Annotated in this window: 16 protein-coding genes; 8 read left to right on the top strand and 8 right to left on the bottom strand. The window is 68.2% G+C overall.

All coding sequences use genetic code 11. The features are described from left to right. Positions 1–2: 2 nt before the first annotated feature. Positions 3–755, bottom strand: coding sequence for a maleate cis-trans isomerase family protein (locus PIGHUM_RS04095; protein ID WP_124077981.1), 753 nt, complete (start codon positions 753–755; stop codon positions 3–5). A 109-nt stretch (positions 756–864) separates the two neighbouring features. Then, on the bottom strand, positions 865–1,875 hold the full coding sequence (locus PIGHUM_RS04090) for a Bug family tripartite tricarboxylate transporter substrate binding protein (RefSeq protein ID WP_124077980.1): 1,011 nt from the start codon (positions 1,873–1,875) through the stop codon (positions 865–867). Between the two features lie 112 nt (positions 1,876–1,987). Here PIGHUM_RS04090 and PIGHUM_RS04085 point away from each other — a divergent pair, with 112 nt between their 5' ends. The 6 genes from PIGHUM_RS04085 to PIGHUM_RS04060 all read left to right on the top strand — a co-directional run bounded on the left by PIGHUM_RS04085 (position 1,988) and on the right by PIGHUM_RS04060 (position 7,094). Further along, on the top strand, positions 1,988–2,761 hold the full coding sequence (locus PIGHUM_RS04085) for a GntR family transcriptional regulator (RefSeq protein WP_187697746.1): 774 nt from the start codon (positions 1,988–1,990) through the stop codon (positions 2,759–2,761). Between the two features lie 176 nt (positions 2,762–2,937). After that, a complete protein-coding gene (locus PIGHUM_RS04080) occupies positions 2,938–4,212 on the top strand; it encodes a 3-isopropylmalate dehydratase large subunit (RefSeq protein ID WP_124077979.1) in 1,275 nt (424 codons plus the stop codon). 184 nt (positions 4,213–4,396) lie between these two features. Beyond that, on the top strand, positions 4,397–4,909 hold the full coding sequence (locus PIGHUM_RS04075) for a LeuD/DmdB family oxidoreductase small subunit (protein WP_124077978.1): 513 nt from the start codon (positions 4,397–4,399) through the stop codon (positions 4,907–4,909). Continuing rightward, positions 4,906–5,538 carry a cysteine hydrolase family protein gene (locus PIGHUM_RS04070; protein WP_124077977.1) on the top strand — a complete coding sequence of 211 codons (633 nt, stop codon included), beginning with the start codon at positions 4,906–4,908 and terminating at the stop codon, positions 5,536–5,538. The genes PIGHUM_RS04075 and PIGHUM_RS04070 overlap by 4 nt, the downstream gene beginning before the upstream one ends. A 12-nt stretch (positions 5,539–5,550) precedes the next feature. After that, complete coding sequence (locus tag PIGHUM_RS04065) at positions 5,551–6,408, top strand: isocitrate lyase/PEP mutase family protein (RefSeq protein ID WP_124077976.1); 858 nt, start codon at positions 5,551–5,553, stop codon at positions 6,406–6,408. 182 nt (positions 6,409–6,590) lie between these two features. After that, entirely contained in the window at positions 6,591–7,094 is a 504-nt protein-coding gene (locus PIGHUM_RS04060) for a PRC-barrel domain-containing protein (protein WP_124077975.1), read from the top strand. A gap of 57 nt (positions 7,095–7,151) precedes the next feature. Here PIGHUM_RS04060 and PIGHUM_RS04055 read toward each other — a convergent pair whose 3' ends face one another. The 3 genes from PIGHUM_RS04055 to PIGHUM_RS04045 form a co-directional block, all read right to left on the bottom strand. Then, positions 7,152–7,514, bottom strand: coding sequence for a nucleotide pyrophosphohydrolase (locus PIGHUM_RS04055; protein ID WP_124077974.1), 363 nt, complete (start codon positions 7,512–7,514; stop codon positions 7,152–7,154). 129 nt (positions 7,515–7,643) lie between these two features. Next, positions 7,644–8,612 (bottom strand): Bug family tripartite tricarboxylate transporter substrate binding protein, encoded by a 969-nt coding sequence (locus PIGHUM_RS04050; RefSeq protein WP_160142150.1) that lies wholly within the window; start codon positions 8,610–8,612, stop codon positions 7,644–7,646. Positions 8,613–8,769: 157 nt separating this feature from the next. Then, positions 8,770–9,654, bottom strand: coding sequence for a pirin family protein (locus PIGHUM_RS04045; RefSeq protein WP_124077972.1), 885 nt, complete (start codon positions 9,652–9,654; stop codon positions 8,770–8,772). Positions 9,655–9,800: 146 nt separating this feature from the next. On the opposite strand from PIGHUM_RS04045, the gene PIGHUM_RS04040 reads away from it, so the two are divergent. Continuing rightward, on the top strand, positions 9,801–12,212 hold the full coding sequence (locus PIGHUM_RS04040; RefSeq protein ID WP_124077971.1) for an AsmA family protein: 2,412 nt from the start codon (positions 9,801–9,803) through the stop codon (positions 12,210–12,212). Between the two features lie 31 nt (positions 12,213–12,243). Next, positions 12,244–13,116: an MOSC domain-containing protein gene (locus PIGHUM_RS04035; protein WP_124077970.1), complete on the top strand. Its 873-nt coding sequence runs from the start codon at positions 12,244–12,246 to the stop codon at positions 13,114–13,116. Between the two features lie 9 nt (positions 13,117–13,125). Here the strand turns inward: PIGHUM_RS04035 and PIGHUM_RS04030 are convergent, their stop codons facing one another. The 3 genes from PIGHUM_RS04030 to rsmD all read right to left on the bottom strand — a co-directional run bounded on the left by PIGHUM_RS04030 (position 13,126) and on the right by rsmD (position 14,763). Continuing rightward, complete coding sequence (locus tag PIGHUM_RS04030) at positions 13,126–13,377, bottom strand: YfhL family 4Fe-4S dicluster ferredoxin (RefSeq protein WP_124077969.1); 252 nt, start codon at positions 13,375–13,377, stop codon at positions 13,126–13,128. Between the two features lie 51 nt (positions 13,378–13,428). Next, positions 13,429–13,929: a pantetheine-phosphate adenylyltransferase gene (gene coaD, locus PIGHUM_RS04025; RefSeq protein WP_124077968.1), complete on the bottom strand. Its 501-nt coding sequence runs from the start codon at positions 13,927–13,929 to the stop codon at positions 13,429–13,431. A gap of 204 nt (positions 13,930–14,133) precedes the next feature. Further along, positions 14,134–14,763: a 16S rRNA (guanine(966)-N(2))-methyltransferase RsmD gene (rsmD, locus tag PIGHUM_RS04020; protein WP_124077967.1), complete on the bottom strand. Its 630-nt coding sequence runs from the start codon at positions 14,761–14,763 to the stop codon at positions 14,134–14,136. Between the last annotated feature and the right edge of the window lie 111 nt (positions 14,764–14,874).

Here is a 14,874-nt window from a genome sequence, read left to right as displayed (position 1 = left end):
GCTCATCCCTGGGGGAGCCTGCTCTTCCAGTGGTCGCCCTTCAGCCAAGGCTCCAGCGGCGCGGGCTGGCCGTCGGCCAGCGAGACGCCCATCCACGCCAGGCACAGCATGCACGACAGCACCGGCACGCGGGAACTGGCGTTGGCGGCCAGCAGCGGGCGCAGCGTCGGCATGCCGGTGCCCAGCATCAGGATCGCGTCGGTATCGTCCGCAGCCAGCTCGTGCAGCAGCCCGCCCGCCGTATCGGCCTTCATCGAATAGATGGGATGGAACTGCGTGTGGTCCATCGGCGCCGAGGCGATGCGCGACACGGTGAACCCCTGGGATTCCCAGTAGCCCTTGCTGGCCTCGGTCAGCCCCGCGGGATAGGGCGAAGCCAGCGCAATGCGCCGGGCGCCGAGCTGGCGCAACGAGGCGACCACCGCGGTCGCGGCGGTAAAGGCCGGCACGCCGCGCTGCCGTTCGATCTCCGCCAGCACGCGCGACTCGCGCTCGCGGCCCACCAGATACGATGCCCCGGTGCACCCGACCGCCACGGCCTTGATGGGCGCGTTGGCGAACTGGTCGCAGGCATGGTCCAGCTTGTCCACATAATCGACCAGCCGCTCCTCGATCGTCGGCTTGCCGCTCATCAGCCGGCCATTGATATGCGCATAGCCCTGCGGAAGCAGGATGTAGTACTCGGGCTCGACAGTAGTATTCGCCTGCGGGGTCAGCAGGCCGATCAACCCCTTGGGTGCGTATTCGACAGCCATATCGGTAACGAAAGATGGGTGCAGACCCAGGGCACCGCGGATCCGGCTCCGCCGGTCCGCCAGTGCCGCCCCCTGGGGGGCGCGCGTCAGCGCGTAGGGGGGGTCTTGCTCAATCTAGTTTTATATTGGCGCCCTTGATGATCGGGGTCCACTTCTTCTCTTCGTCGTGGAGGAACTTGACGAACTCGGCCTGCGGCGCGCCGACGGGGGTCAGCCCCAGGTCGGTCAGCTTGCCGCGGGCGTCGGCGTTGGCCATGACCTTGCCGAGCGCGGCCTGGAGCCGGTCGATCACCGGCTGGGGCGTGCCGGCCGGGGCCGAAACGCCGAACCAGACCTCGCCTACGGTGCCGGGCACGACTTCGTCCATGGTCGGGACGTCGGGGAAGGCCGGCAGCCGCTTGGGCCCGCTCACGGCCAGGATGCGCGCCGTGCCGGCCTTGACCTGGGCGGATGCGACCGACATGTTGTTGAAGATGGCGTCGAGCTGGCCGCCGAGCAGGTCGTTCATCGCCGGGCCGGTTCCCTTGTAGGGAACGTGGGTCATGTCTATGTGCGCCTTCTGCTTGAGCAGTTCGCCGGTCAGGAACCCGGCCGACCCGACGCCGGCCGAGCCGTAGTTGTACTTGCCGCCGGCCTTGCGCGCCTGCTCGACGAATTCCTTGAAATCCTTGGCGGGATGGCTGGCGCGGACGATCAGGCCGTTGGGAAAGGTACCCAGCAGCATGATGTGGGCGAAGTCGCCGTACGGGTCATAGGGAATCTTCTGGCCCAGCAGCGGCCCGGTGGTGATGGCCGCGCCGTTGGTGATGACCAGGGTGTAGCCGTTGGGCGCGGCCTTGGCTCCCAGGTCGGTGCCGAGGATGGAACCCGCGCCGCCTTTGTTGTCGACCACGACGGGCTGGCCGATTTCGTCGGCCAGCGCGCTGGCGACCACGCGGCCGATGAGGTCGGTCGAGCCGCCCGGGCTGAACGGAACGATCAGTTTGATGGGCCGGTCGGGATAGGCTTGCGCCTGCACGCCGAAGGCCGTGGCGGCCAGGCCGGCCGCGAGGAAGACGCGGCGGCAGAGATGCAGTACGCGGGGGCGGGCGCGGTGTTCGCCTGTAATATGATTGCGCATGACATGACCTGATTGAATGTGTACGACGGCGATATGCATATTCGGTCAGGTCATGTTCTCGCGTCAAGACAAATTGTTCTATTGGACAGACAATAAGACAGAATACGGATTTATGTCGACCACCCTGCCTTTGCCGAAGTACCACAGCGTCTACCTGGTCCTGAAGGAACGCCTGAGCGACGGCGTCTACGACGAGCGTGTTCCGGGCGAACTGGAACTGATGGAAGAGTTCGCGGTGTCGCGGGCCACGGTGCGCAAGGCGCTCGAGAACCTGGCGCTGGAAGGACTGATCGAGCGTTCGGCCGGCCGCGGTACGCGGCGCGTGCAGCCGGCGTCGCCCGGCGCGCCGGCCTCGCGCATGAGCGGGCTGCTGGACAACCTGATCGCCGCGAGCCTGGCCACCACGGTCAAGGTCATCGAGCACGAGTATCTGCAGGCCACCGATCCGGTGGCCCAGGTCCTGCAGGTCGAGCCGCGTTCGCAGGTGCTGCGCGCCATGCGGGTGCGCAGCACCAAGGCCGGCCCGGTATCGTGCATCACCACCTGGGTGCCGCGCGAGTTCGCCGACAACCTGGGCCGCCGCCAGCTGGGGCGCAAGCCCATACTGGTGCTCATCGAAGAGTCCGGCGTGGAGATCGGCCGGGCGCGCCAGACCATCTCCGCGCGCCAGGCCGATGCCGCCGTCGCCGCGCTGCTGGACGTGCCGCTGGGCGCGGCGCTGCTGTCGGTCAACCGCGTGGTGAACGACATGGCAGACCGGCCCGTGCTGTGGCTCCAGGGACTGTATCGCCCGGATCGCTACGAATACGACATGGAGCTGTCGCGGGTGGGCGACATCGACGCCAAGGTGTGGGTCAGCAGGGATTTCGGCGCCAACATGCGCTGAACCGCCGGGTTGCGGCGCCAATCCGGGCCGGCCATGCCGCTGCGTCCGGGCATGCGGTCCGGCATGGACCGCGCGCGGCTGCGCAAACACAAGACAAGATCCCGAATCAAATGTACTATTGTTAGGACAATAGATATGAAGGGCGCCGAGGCTCTTCAGGGACATCGGGTGCGAGGTTGAACAAGACGGCGGGACAAGGCCGGACGCTGGCGCAGAAGCTGATCGCGCGCGCGGCGGGAAGGGATGGCGTGGCCGTGGGCGAGATCGTGACCTGCAAGGTCGACCTGGCCATGTTCCACGATTCGTCGGGGCCCAGGCGGCTCAAGCCCATGCTGGAAGAGCTGGGCGCGCAGATATGGGACAAGTCGCGGGTGGTGCTGGTCATGGACCACTACGTGCCCGAGCGCGACGACGACTCCCGCCGCATCGTGCGGCTGGCGCGCGAATGGGCGCGCGAACAGGCCTTGCCGCACGTCTACGACAGCCAGGGCATCTGCCACGTGGTGGTGCCGCAGGGCGGCCATATCCGTCCGGGCATGTTCTGCGTCGGCGGCGATTCGCACTCGCCCACGGGCGGCGCGTTCGGCGCCTATATGTTCGGCATAGGCTCGACCGAAATGCTGGGCGTGGTCGTCACCGGCGAGATCTGGCTGAAAGTTCCCGAAACGCTGCGCATGCACTGGTCGGGCAGGCTGCGGCCGGGGGTAACGGCCAAGGACATGATGCTGCACATGCTCGGGCGCTTCGGCATGAGCGGCGGCGCCTACCAGGCGGTGGAGTTCTGCGGCCCCGCGGTGCGCGCGCTGGGCATGCAGGAGCGCATGACCCTGTCCAACCTGAGCGCCGAGATGGGCGCGCAGGCCGGCCTGATCGCACCGGACGACACGACCCTGGAATGGCTGGCCCGAGCCGGCGCGACGGAGGCGGTAGCCGAGGGCTGGGATACCGATCCCGGCGCAGCCTATACCCAGTACGATTTCGATGCCGACGGGCTTGCGCCGATGGTGGCGGCGCCGCACAGCCCGGCCAATACCCATGCGGTGACGGAGTGCGGCCGTGTGCCGGTACAGGTGGCCTACATCGGCGCCTGCACCGGCGCCAAGCTGGACGATCTGCGCGCGGCCGCGCAGGTGCTGCGCGGCCGCCGGGTCGCGCCGGGCGTGCGCCTGATCGTGGCGCCGGCCAGCATCCAGGACCAGGAAGCCGCGCGCGGCGAAGGCACCCTGCAGGCGCTGCTGGACGCGGGGGCCGAGCTGTTCCCCACCTCGTGCGGCGCCTGCGCGGGCTATGGCGATGCGATAGACGGCGAGGTGAACGTGATCTCCAGCACCGCCCGAAATTTCAAGGGGCGCATGGGCTCGCCCTCCGCCAGCGTCTACCTCGGCTCGCCCTATACCGTCGCCGCGTCCGCGCTGCGCGGCGTCATCAGCGATCCCCGCGAGGTGATATGAACCCCCTCTACGCGCTGACGCGCGCCCGGCATGGTGGGCCCCCATCCGCTACGCGGCAGCCCCCCGAGGGGGCCTGGGCCCGCCTTGGGGCGGCCCGGCGCCGGGCCCAGGAGGCGGAACGAACGGACCGGCGGAGCCGGATCCGCTGTGCCCTGGGTAGCGCGTTGCGCACTGGAAAATTGGCATGAAATACAAGGAAAGCGGTACCGGCACCACACATCGCGTCTGGAAGCTGGGCAAGGACATCGATACCGATCTGCTCGCGCCGGGCTACGTCATGAAGCACGGCATCGAGGTCATCGCCAAGCACTGCCTGGAATCGGTGCGGCCGGAATTCTCGGCGTCCGTGCGGCCGGGCGACGTGGTGGCGGCGGGGCCGGGCTTCGGCATCGGCTCCTCGCGCGAGCAGGCCGCCCAGGCGCTGGCGCGCCTGGGCGTGGCGGCGGTGATCGCCCCATCCTACGGCGGGCTGTTCTTCCGCAATGCCTTCAACGTCGGCCTGATGCTGCTGACCTGCGCCGAAGCCGAGTCCTTGCAGGAGGCCGAACGGGTGGAGATCCGGCTGGGCGAGCCGCCCGCCGTGGCGGGCGCCGACGGCCGGGTGCTGGCTTGCGATCCCATTCCGGATTTCCTGATCGACATGGCCCGCAGCGGCGGGCTGCTGAACCAACTGCGCAAGCGGATGAGCCCATCATGAGCCTGGACCTGTCTTCCATCGATCCTGCGCGCACCGCGCTCTTGATCGTCGATCTGCAGAACGATTTCCTCGCGCCCGACGGCGCCTACGCGCGCGGCGGAGCTGTGGCGCCGGCCGCGGCGGCGCTGCCGGCGCGGGTGGCCAGGGTGGCGCGCGCGGTCAAGGCGGCGGGCGGCATGGTGGCCGCCAGCCAGTTCACGCTGTGGCCGGACGGCCGCGGCGAGCCCATGGTCGCGCCCCATCTGCTGTCCCTGCGGCCTTTCCTGCGCAAGGGCGATTTCGCGCCCGGCAGCAGGGGGCAGGCCAATGTGGACGCGCTCGAGGGGCTGGTCGACGTGTCGGTATGCAAGGTGGCCTATTCCGCTTTCTTCAACACCCAGCTCGACTGGGTGCTGCGGCACGCGGGCGTCGATACCGTCGCGGTATGCGGCATCGTGACCAACGGCGGCGTGGCGAGCACGGTGCGCGATGCCCATATGCGCGAGTACCACGTCGTGGTGCTGGCCGACGGCTGCGCCGCGTTCCGCGAGGAAGTGCACGCTACCGCGCTGGCCGATATGGCCGGCATCGCCGGCGTGACCGATTGCCCCACGTTCGAGCGCAGCCTCGCCGCGCGCCGCAACGCCTGAATGGAGTCCGCCATGCAGCACGACTTGCGCGCCCGCCTGGCCCGGCCCGGCATCCTGCTCGCTCCCGGCGTCTACGACGCCTTCAGCGCGCTGATCGCCGAGCAGGCGGGCTTCGAGGCCCTTTACCTCTCGGGGGCTTCCATCGCCTACACGCGCCTGGGGCGCTCCGACGTCGGGCTGACCACGTATACCGAAGTGGCCGACGTACTGGCGCGCATCGCCGAGCGCGTGCGCATACCGGTGATCGTCGATGCCGATACCGGCTTCGGCAATGCCTTGAACGTCATGCGCACTGTGCGCGGCTTCGAGGCCGCCGGCGCGGCGATGATCCAGCTGGAGGACCAGACCTTCCCCAAGCGCTGCGGCCACCTGGATGGCAAGGGAGTCGTGCCGGCGGCGGAAATGGTGGGCAAGCTCAGGGCCGCGCTCGATGCGCGCGCCCGGCCGTCCACGCTGGTCTTGGCGCGCACCGATGCGGTCGCGGTGGAGGGCCTGGAGGCGGCGCTCGACCGCGCCGAGCAGTATCTGGAGGCGGGCGCCGATGCCTTGTTCATCGAGGCGCTGCGTACGCCCGAGCAGATGCAGGCGGCGTGCCGCCGCTTCGCCGGCCGGGTTCCGCTGCTGGCCAATATGGTGGAAGGAGGCAAAACGCCGATCCAGAGCGCCGCACAACTGCAGGAGCATGGTTTCGGTATCGCCATATTTCCCGGCGGCACGGCGCGCGCGGTGGCGCATACGCTGCGCGGCTACTACGCCAGCCTGCGCGAGCACGGCACCACCGCCCCGTGGCGCGACGCCATGCTCGACTTCGATGCCCTGAACGATCTGATCGGCACGCCGGCCCTGATGGCGCTCGGCAAAAAATACTGACACCCGGAAGAACCGGGCTCACCCAGGAAACCGCGGATCCGGCTCCGCCGGTCCGCCAGTTTCGCCCCCTCGAGGGGGCTCGCGCCAGCGGGTAGGGGGGTAGGCCTTCCCCCCAGGAACGCTCCTTGCTGACATGTCCATGCTTCCAAGCAACCCGCATGTCACTCAGAGAGGAGATTGTCATGGCTTACATTGAACGCCACACGCCGCAGCAAAGCGGCGCCAACATCACGGGCAAGGGCAGCGCTACGGCCGAAGGCCCCGGTCCGCACATCATGGCTGCCGATACCCTGGACGGGAACAAGGTCTACAGCGCGGACGACGAGCACGTCGGTTCGATCAAGGACATCATGCTCGATGTCAGTTCGGGACGCATTGCCTATGCGGTGCTCTCCAGCGGCGGCTTCCTGGGCATGGGCGACAAGTTGCTCGCCATCCCCTGGAGCGCGCTGACGCTGGATACCGACCGCAAGGTATTCATCCTGGACGTGCCCGCCGACGTGGTGAAGAACGCGGAAGGGTTCGACAAGGACCACTGGCCGAGTTTCGCCGATGCCGGCTGGGCGACCTCGCTGCATACCCACTACCATGCCCAGCCGTACTGGCAGGAGCGCCGCGGCGAGCGCGTCAGGATCGACCAGCCTGTGGTCGACGCTCCGCGCACCGGGTTCTCCGAAGGGCTGTAACCGACGGCAGGCTTCGACAGGGCGCCGCCCGGCGCCCGAATGAGGAGGCGGGGCGCTTTACGGCGCCTCGCCTTCGCTTTCGTCGTATTTGCGCGCGCTGCCGTAGAACGACTGCGCAGGGTACTTGATGGCGTTCTTGAGCATTTTGCGCTCGACCGCGCGCGCAATATCGATGTCCAGCCTGTCGGCCAGCGCGACGAGGTAGAGCAGTACATCGGCGATTTCGTCGGTGGCTTCGGAAAGCTTGAGCGGGTTGAGTTCGTTGGACTCTTCCTCGGTCATCCATTGAAAAATCGACACCAGTTCGCCGGCTTCGCCGCTCAGCGCCATCGCCAGGTTCTTGGGCGAATGGAACTGGCCCCAATTCCGTTCTTCGGTAAATTGGCGGACGGCACGCTTGATATGGTCGAGGTCGGACATTTGCGTTCCTGGACGGGCATGAGTTTTCCCCATTCTAGTGTCCCGTCGGCAAAGGGCCGCGCCGTTTGCGCGGCGCGGCCCCGGCCCGAAACCTCGTCCGCCCGCCTGGGGCGGCAGGCGGAGCGCCCTTCAGCCGCCGCTCAAATCGATGCGCTGCGCTAGGTCGCCATAAATGGCCAGTTCCTTGGCCAGCTTCTGGCCGAAGGCGGCCGGCGTCATGGGCTTGGCAGGCAGGTTGCCCTGGCCTTCCATGGCCTGGCGGGTTGCCGGTTCGGTAATGACTGCATTGACCTCGGCATTGATGCGGCTCACCACGTCAGGCGGCGTGCCCGCCGGAGCCAGCATGCCGTGCCAGGTGCTGATGGTGTAGTCCGGGACGCCGGCTTCGGCAAACGTGGGGACGTTCTTGAGCTGGGGCAGCCGCTCGGTGGAGGCGACCGCCAGCGCGCGCAGCTTGCCCTGCGAGATGTAGCCCATGACCGAACCCGGCGAAGGGAAGGACATGTCCACGACGCCGCCTATCAGATCGGTCATCCCCTGCGCGGCGCCCTTGTACGGGACGTGCAGGATCTCGGTGCCCGTGCGTATCTTGAACAATTCGCCGGCCAGGTGCGGCACGCCGCCTATGCCTTGCGAGGCATAGCTGAACGGGCGCTGCTTGGCACGCAGCGCCGCCAGCAACTGGCCGAGGTCGTGGTAGGGCGAGGCGGCGTTGACCACCAGCACGTTGGGCACTTCGACGGTCAGCGCGACCGGCGTAAACGATTTTTCGACGTCGTAGCGCAGGTTCTTGATGACGAACTTGTTGAGGTTGTGGCTGGTTGCCGTCACCAGGAGCGTGTAGCCGTCGGGCGCGGCGCCCGCGACTGCCGCCGCGGCGATGCTGCCGTTGGCGCCCGGCTTGTTGTCCACCACCACCGGCTGTCCCCAGCGCTTGGCCAGTTCGCTGGCGACCAGGCGCGCCGATTGGTCGATGGCGCCGCCGGGCGGGTAGCCGACCACCAGCGTGACCGCCCGGGTGGGGAAGTCGGCGCCGACGGCCAGGGCGGGCAACAGAGAGAAGAAAGCGGCCAAGGTGTGCCGAAGCGGGCTGAACATGCGTGTCTCCATGGACGGCCAGGTCGGGCCGGATGCCGGCCTGCGAGTGCTGGCCGCGGCATGCCTCTTTACTTGCTGGCCGGTTCTACCCCGGACACTAAAGAACGCCCATTCCCTGGGCAAGCGCGATTTTCAAGGTTTCCAGCCTGCGAAAAACTTACTTCCAGGGCGGAGCGGGGGCCGCCAGCCTGCGCGCTTCGAAACCGCGCACCGAACCGAAGCGCTCGCTGCGCGCTTCCCAGTCGCGCTGCGCCTGGGCGATGGCCTCCCTGCTGCCGACGAAGTTCCACCAGATGGTGAGGTCGTCGGTGGGAGGAACGCCGCCGATCAGCAGGGCGCGGCTGCCCGCGTCCAGCGCGAGCGGGAGCCGCGCGCGTCCGGGCGCCAGATAGGCGAGTTCGTCCGGCGCGAAGCGTTCGCCCTGGGCCTGCAAGCCGCCTTCCAGCACCAGCAGGCCGTATTCGTAGGCGGGATCGAGTTCGAGATCGAGCGAGGCTGCGGCCGCGCATGCCAGATCCAGGCCGACCAGCGGCGAATACACGCGCGCAGGCGCGGCGCGGCCGGCACAGGCGCCGGCGAGCAGGGTGAAATCCACGCCTTGTTCCCGCCAACGGGGCAGGTCGGGATAGTGGTCGAATCCGGGTGGCATATCCTGTTTGCCCGGCGGCAGCGCGATCCACAGTTGCGCGGCGTGCAGCACGCGCTGATCGGGCAGCGATTCCTCGGTATGGCTGATGCCGTGCCCGGCCGTCATCAGGTTGACCTGGCCCGGCCGCAGCACCTGTTCGTTGCCCAGGCTGTCGCGGTGCAGCGCCTCGCCTTCGATCATCCAGGTGAAGGTCTGCAGGCCGATATGCGGATGGGCTTCGACCAGCATGCCGGCGCCGGGCTCGAAGCGGGCCGGACCGGCGTGGTCGAGAAAACACCAGGCGCCGATGCGGCGGTGCTGGCGCGTCGGCAGTACGCGCTCGATGGTGATGCCGCCGCCGATTTCGGCGGTGCGGGACGCGATGCGCTCGATGCCGGAAGCGGCTTCTTTCATGACGGATCTCCTGACTGAGGGCGGCCAGCCCCGTGCGGCGGCGGAATGTCGCGGGACCTCGGTATGATAGTGCCTGCCAGGAGAGGGCCGGGGTCAATGCCGGCCGGGGCCGGAACGGTGTCTCAGGGCTTTTCGGAGATTCGACCATGCGGTGGTTCAAGCGCATCGCCATCGGTGCGGCGATCCTGTTCGCCGTTGCGGCCGCCGGGCTGATCGTGCTCGTCCTGGCGGTCGATCCCAATCATTACAAGGGGCCGCTGGCCGACGAGGTCAAGACGCGCTACGGCCGTACCTTGCGCATGGACGGCGATCTGCGGCTGAGCGTGTTCCCGCGCCTGGGCGTGGAGGCCGACAAGGTCTCGCTGTCCGAGCCGCGCTCCACCCAGATCTTCGCCGCCGTGGATACGGCCCGGGTGGCCGTGGCCGTCCTGCCGCTGCTGTCCGGCCGCATCGTGATCGATCAGGTGCAGATCGAGGGCCTGAAAGCCAACGTCGTGCGCTACCGGAGCGGCAAGTTCAATTTCGACGACCTGTTCGGGGGCAGCGAGCCCCAGCCTTCCGGCAAGAGCGCCGGCCGGCCGCTGGAGGCGCAGGGCCGCACGCTGGAGTTCGACGTTGCCGGCATCGAGTTCACCGGCGGCGAACTGGCGGTGCGCGATTATCTGAAAGGCGTGGCGCTGCGGGTGGAGCGCCTGGCTGTTTCCACCGGCCGCGTGGCGCCGCGCAGGCCTTTCGAGTTCGACGTATCGGCGCGGGTGCTGGGACAGAGCCCGCGCGTGGATGCGACCGTCCAGGGCCTGGGCAGGCTGGCGTTCGATCCCGCGCAGCGCTCGCTGTCGATACGGTCGCTGGACCTGAAGGCTTCTGGCGTGCTGCCCTCGGTGCGCGCCTCGGCGCTGACCGCGCGCGGCGATCTGCAGGTCGACGGCCAGCGCGGCGCCATCGACGCCAGCGGCGTGACGGTGGTGTTCCAGGGCGACGTGGCCGGCAGCCGGCCGCTCACGGGGGTCGACCTGCGCCTGGACGCGCCGCGCCTGGCGGTGGGCCTGGCCGAGGGACGGCTGCAGGCCGAAAGGCTGGCACTGGCTGTCCAGGGCAAGCTGGGCAGCGATCCTTTCGAGCTATCGCTGGCTGCGCCGAAACTGGACGTTTCGCCGCAGCAGGCCCGAGGAGAGCCGGTCAGCGGCCAGTTGCGCCTGGGCGCCGACCGCGGGCTGCTGGCAAAGGTCTCGCTATCCGGCATATCGGGCAGCGCCGACAAGCTGGCCATCGAGCGGCTCGCGCTGGAGGGCGAGTTCAAGCAGGGCGAACGGCTGCTGAAACTGGCGGCGGCATCGCCGGTCGAGGCCAGCCTGCAGCGCAAGACCGTGGCATTGCCGCAGTTGGCGGGCCAGCTCGGCATCCTGGATTCCGCCTTGCCGGGAGGCCAGATGCAGGCGCCCCTCAAGGGCAGCCTGCGCGCCAATATCGAACGCGAGCAAGTGACAGGCCGGCTCGAGGCGAACATCGACGGCGGCACATTGAACGCGACCGCCGAGCTGGCGCAGTTCGACGAACCGCGCATCGCGTTCACCCTGGCCGCCGACACGCTGGACCTGGACAAGCTCTGGCCCGCGAGCCCCCCGGGCGGAGGAGGCGGCGCGTCCGCCAAGGCGACGGCGGATGCGCCGGTAGACCTTTCGGCACTGGAAGGCCTTACCGCTTCCGGCACGGTCAAGATCGGCAAGCTGGTCGCGCGCGGGGTGAAGGCCGCGAACGTATCGGCGTCGGTCCGGGTCGCCAAGGGGCGCGCCGACGTGAGCGCGATGAAGGCCTCCCTGTATGGCGGCACGCTGTCGGGCAGCCTGTTCGCCGATGCCCCAGGCCGCCGCATCGGCCTGGCTCCCACGCTCAGCAACGTGTCGGTACAGCCCTTGCTGGCGGACTTGTTGGGCAAGGACACGCTGACGGGGCGCGGCAGCATCGCGTTGAACCTGACCGCCACCGGGGCGACCGAATCGGAAATGAAGCGCAGCTTGAACGGCACGGCCGCGATTACGCTGCGCGACGGCGCCATCAAAGGGCTGGACGTGGCGCAGGCGCTCAGGCAGTTCCGCGCCATGCTGCCGCAGCGCAAGGACGACGCCCAGCAGCACCAGGCCGCCCAGCAGACCGAGTTTTCCGAATTGCAGGCCCAACTGGTCTTTGCCGCCGGAATAGGCACCGTGCGCAGCCTCGATGCCAAGGCGCCGCCGCTGCGCATCACCCAGGGCCAGCCCGCGCGCATCGACATTCCCGGCGAGCGGCTGGATCTGGTCCTGTTGGCAACGGTGGCCAATCCTTCGGCGAAGGACGGCAAGGAGCTGCTCGACCTGCGCAACGTAACCGTGCCGGTGCATGTGAACGGCAAGTTCGATGCGCCGGCGTATACCGTCCAGTGGAGCAAGGTCGCGGCCGAAGTCTTCCGGCACGCCATTGTCGACAAGATCGAAGAAGGCCTGGGCGTCGAGCGCGGCGAGACCGGCGACAAGCTGCGCGATACCGTGCGCGAGCGCCTCAAAGGCTTGTTCAACCGCTAGGGCCCGGCCTCCAACGTCGTTTCCATCCTTCATGTCCGTATCCATCTCCAGCCTGACCATCTACCCCATCAAGTCCTGCGGCGGCATTGCCCTGCAAAGCTCGGCCATAGGCATGGCGGGCCTGCACAACGACCGCCGGTGGATGGTGGTGGACGAACGGGGCGCCTTCCTGACGCAGCGCAGCCATCCCGCCATGGCGCGGGTGCGCACCGAACTGCGCGATGGCTACCTGCTGGCGACGGCGCCGGGCCAGCCGCGGCTGGACATCCCTATCGAAGTCGTCGAAGACGACGACAGCGTGCGCCGCCGCGTCCGTGTCTGGCGCGACGAGGTCGATGCCGTAGACGAAGGCGATCTCGCGGCGCAGTGGTTCGGCTCGCTGCTGGGCACGCCCTGCCGGCTGGTCAAAGCGCATCCGGATTCGCACCGGGTGGCCAGCGTGGAACGCATCGAAACCTGGCTGGCCCGGCATCCCGTGGCCGAAGGTTTCCCGCTGCGCCACGTCTACGCGTTCGCGGACGGCTATCCGGTCTTGATCGCCAACGAGGCCTCGCTGGCGGAGCTCAACGGCAAGCTCGCCGCCGCGGGCCGGGCGCCGGTGGACATGGCCCGGTTCCGCCCCAACATCGTGCTCGGCGAATTCGGCGCGTTCGACGAGGACTACACCGTGCTGGCCACGATCGGAGCGGTGAGGCTGGCGCTGGTCAAGCCCTGCGTGCGCTGCGAAATTCCCAATACCGACCAGGTGACCGGCGTCCGCTCGAGCGAGCCCATGGCGACGCTCGCAGGCTTCCGCAGCCAGCCTGGCGGCGGCGTGACCTTCGGCATGAACGCCATCGTCAGCGCGCCGCCCGGCGCGGTGCTGACGGTGGGGGACAGAGCGGAAGTGGTGCTCGACTTCTGAAGGGGCGGATCAGGCCGGCGCGACGATGCGATGGTACTTGGCCATCAGTTGACCCTCGTCTTCCTTCCACTCCGGATTCAGCTCGATGCACTCGACCGGACAGACCACCTTGCATTGTGGCTCGTCGTGGTGTCCGACGCATTCGGTGCAGCGGGCGGGGTCGATCTCGTAGATGGCCTCGCCCATGGTGATGGCGTCATTGGGGCACTCGGGCTCGCAGACGTCGCAGTTGATGCATTCGTCGGTAATCAACAGAGCCATGGGAACTTCCTTGCTGCGGTACGCTCCGCCTGCGGTCGGTCGCGGCGATGCTCAGGCGCCGTCGCGGCCGGTGGGTTGCGCGACTTTGGCGTGCAGCCAGCGCTCGACGGAGGGAAATACGAATTTACTGACATCGCCGCCCAACTGTGCGATTTCCCGCACGATCGTCCCGGAAATGAACTGGTACTGGTCGGACGGCGTCAGGAACATGGTTTCGACATCCGGCAGCAGGTAGCGGTTCATCCCCGCCATCTGGAATTCGTATTCGAAATCCGATACGGCGCGCAGGCCGCGCACGATGACGCGGGCATTCTGCTCGCGCACGAAATCCTTGAGCAGGCCGGAAAAACTCGCGACCTGCACGTTGGGGTAATGGCCCAGGATCTCGCGGGCGATCTCGACGCGTTCGCTGACCGAGAAGAACGGGGCCTTGTTGCGGCTGACCGCCACGCCCACCACCACCTTGTCGAACAGGCCGGCGGCGCGGCGCACGAGGTCTTCGTGGCCGCGGGTCATCGGATCGAAGGTGCCAGGGTATACGGCAATGATCATGCTTGGGCTCCGTATTATCGGTATGGGTGGGCGCCAGCCTGCTTGGCCATTGCCCGGTCGGCTACTCCTGGGCCTGCCGGGCGCGGTAGGGGGACCGCCTGCGCGGTCGGTTTGCAACCTGCTTCCGGGGCTTCCGGGTGCCGGAGCAATGTTGCCGAATGGCGTGATTATTTCCTTATTTGCGCAATGCAGCAAATCGCCTGTTCAAACCATGCCGGACGGGTGTGGTTCCCGGCCGGCGCCGCGGTCCACGCGCAGTAGCTGGAAATGTACCGCGCCTGCGCGGTCTTGGCGCAGCAATTCCGTGCCCTCGGGTGGAACCAATGGTGCTTCGGCTTCAATATAGAGCATTCCATCGTCAGTGAGCGCTCGCATTGCAACGGGAAGCACACGCTCCAGCCAGCCCTGGCCGAAAGGGGGGTCCAGCATGATCAGGTCGAAGCTCCCGGGCTCGCGGGCCAGCATCGGCAGCGCATCCCCGGCGCGCACTTCGGCCTGGGCGGCGCCCAGGCGTGCGCGCAGCGCTTCCAGCGCCGCGGCGGCGCGGCGGTCGGACTCGACCATCAGCACCCGGCCGGCGCCGCGCGAAGCCGCTTCCAGGCCCAGCGCGCCGCTGCCGGCGAAGGCGTCGAGCACGGCCTTGTCCGCGTAGTCGCCGTCCCAGAGGTGGGTGAGCCAGTTGAACAGCGTCTCGCGCACGCGGTCGGGGGTGGGACGCAAGCCGGGCAGGTCCAGGACGGGAATGGGCGTGCGCTTGTACTGCCCGCCGATGATGCGGATCTTGTGCGGGACGGCCCGGCTGGCGCGGGCGGGGGAGTGGCGTTGAGAGGGCATGGCGTGGGACCGGTAGAATTCAGGATTCTATATGCCGTGGCGGCCGCTCCGCCGCGCAGGCCCGTCCGCCGCCTCTGCAACGATGCCGCTGACCCCTTTCCGCAGACAGGT

The sequence above is a fragment of the Pigmentiphaga humi genome, from assembly GCF_900606115.1.
Lineage (GTDB): Bacteria > Pseudomonadota > Gammaproteobacteria > Burkholderiales > Burkholderiaceae_B > Pigmentiphaga > Pigmentiphaga humi.
The sequence above is the reverse complement of the archived record's forward strand: the minus strand, read 5'-3'. Positions and strand labels throughout refer to the sequence as shown.

Excerpts from the sequence above, each read along its gene's own strand:
- PIGHUM_RS04095 (WP_124077981.1), bottom strand. The coding sequence starts at position 755 with ATGGCTGTCGAATACGCACCCAAGGGGTTGATCGGCCTGCTGACCCCG.
- PIGHUM_RS04090 (WP_124077980.1), bottom strand. The coding sequence starts at position 1,875 with ATGCGCAATCATATTACAGGCGAACACCGCGCCCGCCCCCGCGTACTG.
- PIGHUM_RS04085 (WP_187697746.1), top strand. The coding sequence starts at position 1,988 with ATGTCGACCACCCTGCCTTTGCCGAAGTACCACAGCGTCTACCTGGTC.
- PIGHUM_RS04075 (WP_124077978.1), top strand. The coding sequence starts at position 4,397 with ATGAAATACAAGGAAAGCGGTACCGGCACCACACATCGCGTCTGGAAG.
- PIGHUM_RS04070 (WP_124077977.1), top strand. The coding sequence starts at position 4,906 with ATGAGCCTGGACCTGTCTTCCATCGATCCTGCGCGCACCGCGCTCTTG.
- PIGHUM_RS04065 (WP_124077976.1), top strand. The coding sequence starts at position 5,551 with ATGCAGCACGACTTGCGCGCCCGCCTGGCCCGGCCCGGCATCCTGCTC.
- PIGHUM_RS04060 (WP_124077975.1), top strand. The coding sequence starts at position 6,591 with ATGGCTTACATTGAACGCCACACGCCGCAGCAAAGCGGCGCCAACATC.
- PIGHUM_RS04055 (WP_124077974.1), bottom strand. The coding sequence starts at position 7,514 with ATGTCCGACCTCGACCATATCAAGCGTGCCGTCCGCCAATTTACCGAA.
- PIGHUM_RS04050 (WP_160142150.1), bottom strand. The coding sequence starts at position 8,612 with ATGTTCAGCCCGCTTCGGCACACCTTGGCCGCTTTCTTCTCTCTGTTG.
- PIGHUM_RS04045 (WP_124077972.1), bottom strand. The coding sequence starts at position 9,654 with ATGAAAGAAGCCGCTTCCGGCATCGAGCGCATCGCGTCCCGCACCGCC.
- PIGHUM_RS04040 (WP_124077971.1), top strand. The coding sequence starts at position 9,801 with ATGCGGTGGTTCAAGCGCATCGCCATCGGTGCGGCGATCCTGTTCGCC.
- PIGHUM_RS04035 (WP_124077970.1), top strand. The coding sequence starts at position 12,244 with ATGTCCGTATCCATCTCCAGCCTGACCATCTACCCCATCAAGTCCTGC.
- PIGHUM_RS04030 (WP_124077969.1), bottom strand. The coding sequence starts at position 13,377 with ATGGCTCTGTTGATTACCGACGAATGCATCAACTGCGACGTCTGCGAG.
- coaD (WP_124077968.1), bottom strand. The coding sequence starts at position 13,929 with ATGATCATTGCCGTATACCCTGGCACCTTCGATCCGATGACCCGCGGC.
- rsmD (WP_124077967.1), bottom strand. The coding sequence starts at position 14,763 with ATGCCCTCTCAACGCCACTCCCCCGCCCGCGCCAGCCGGGCCGTCCCG.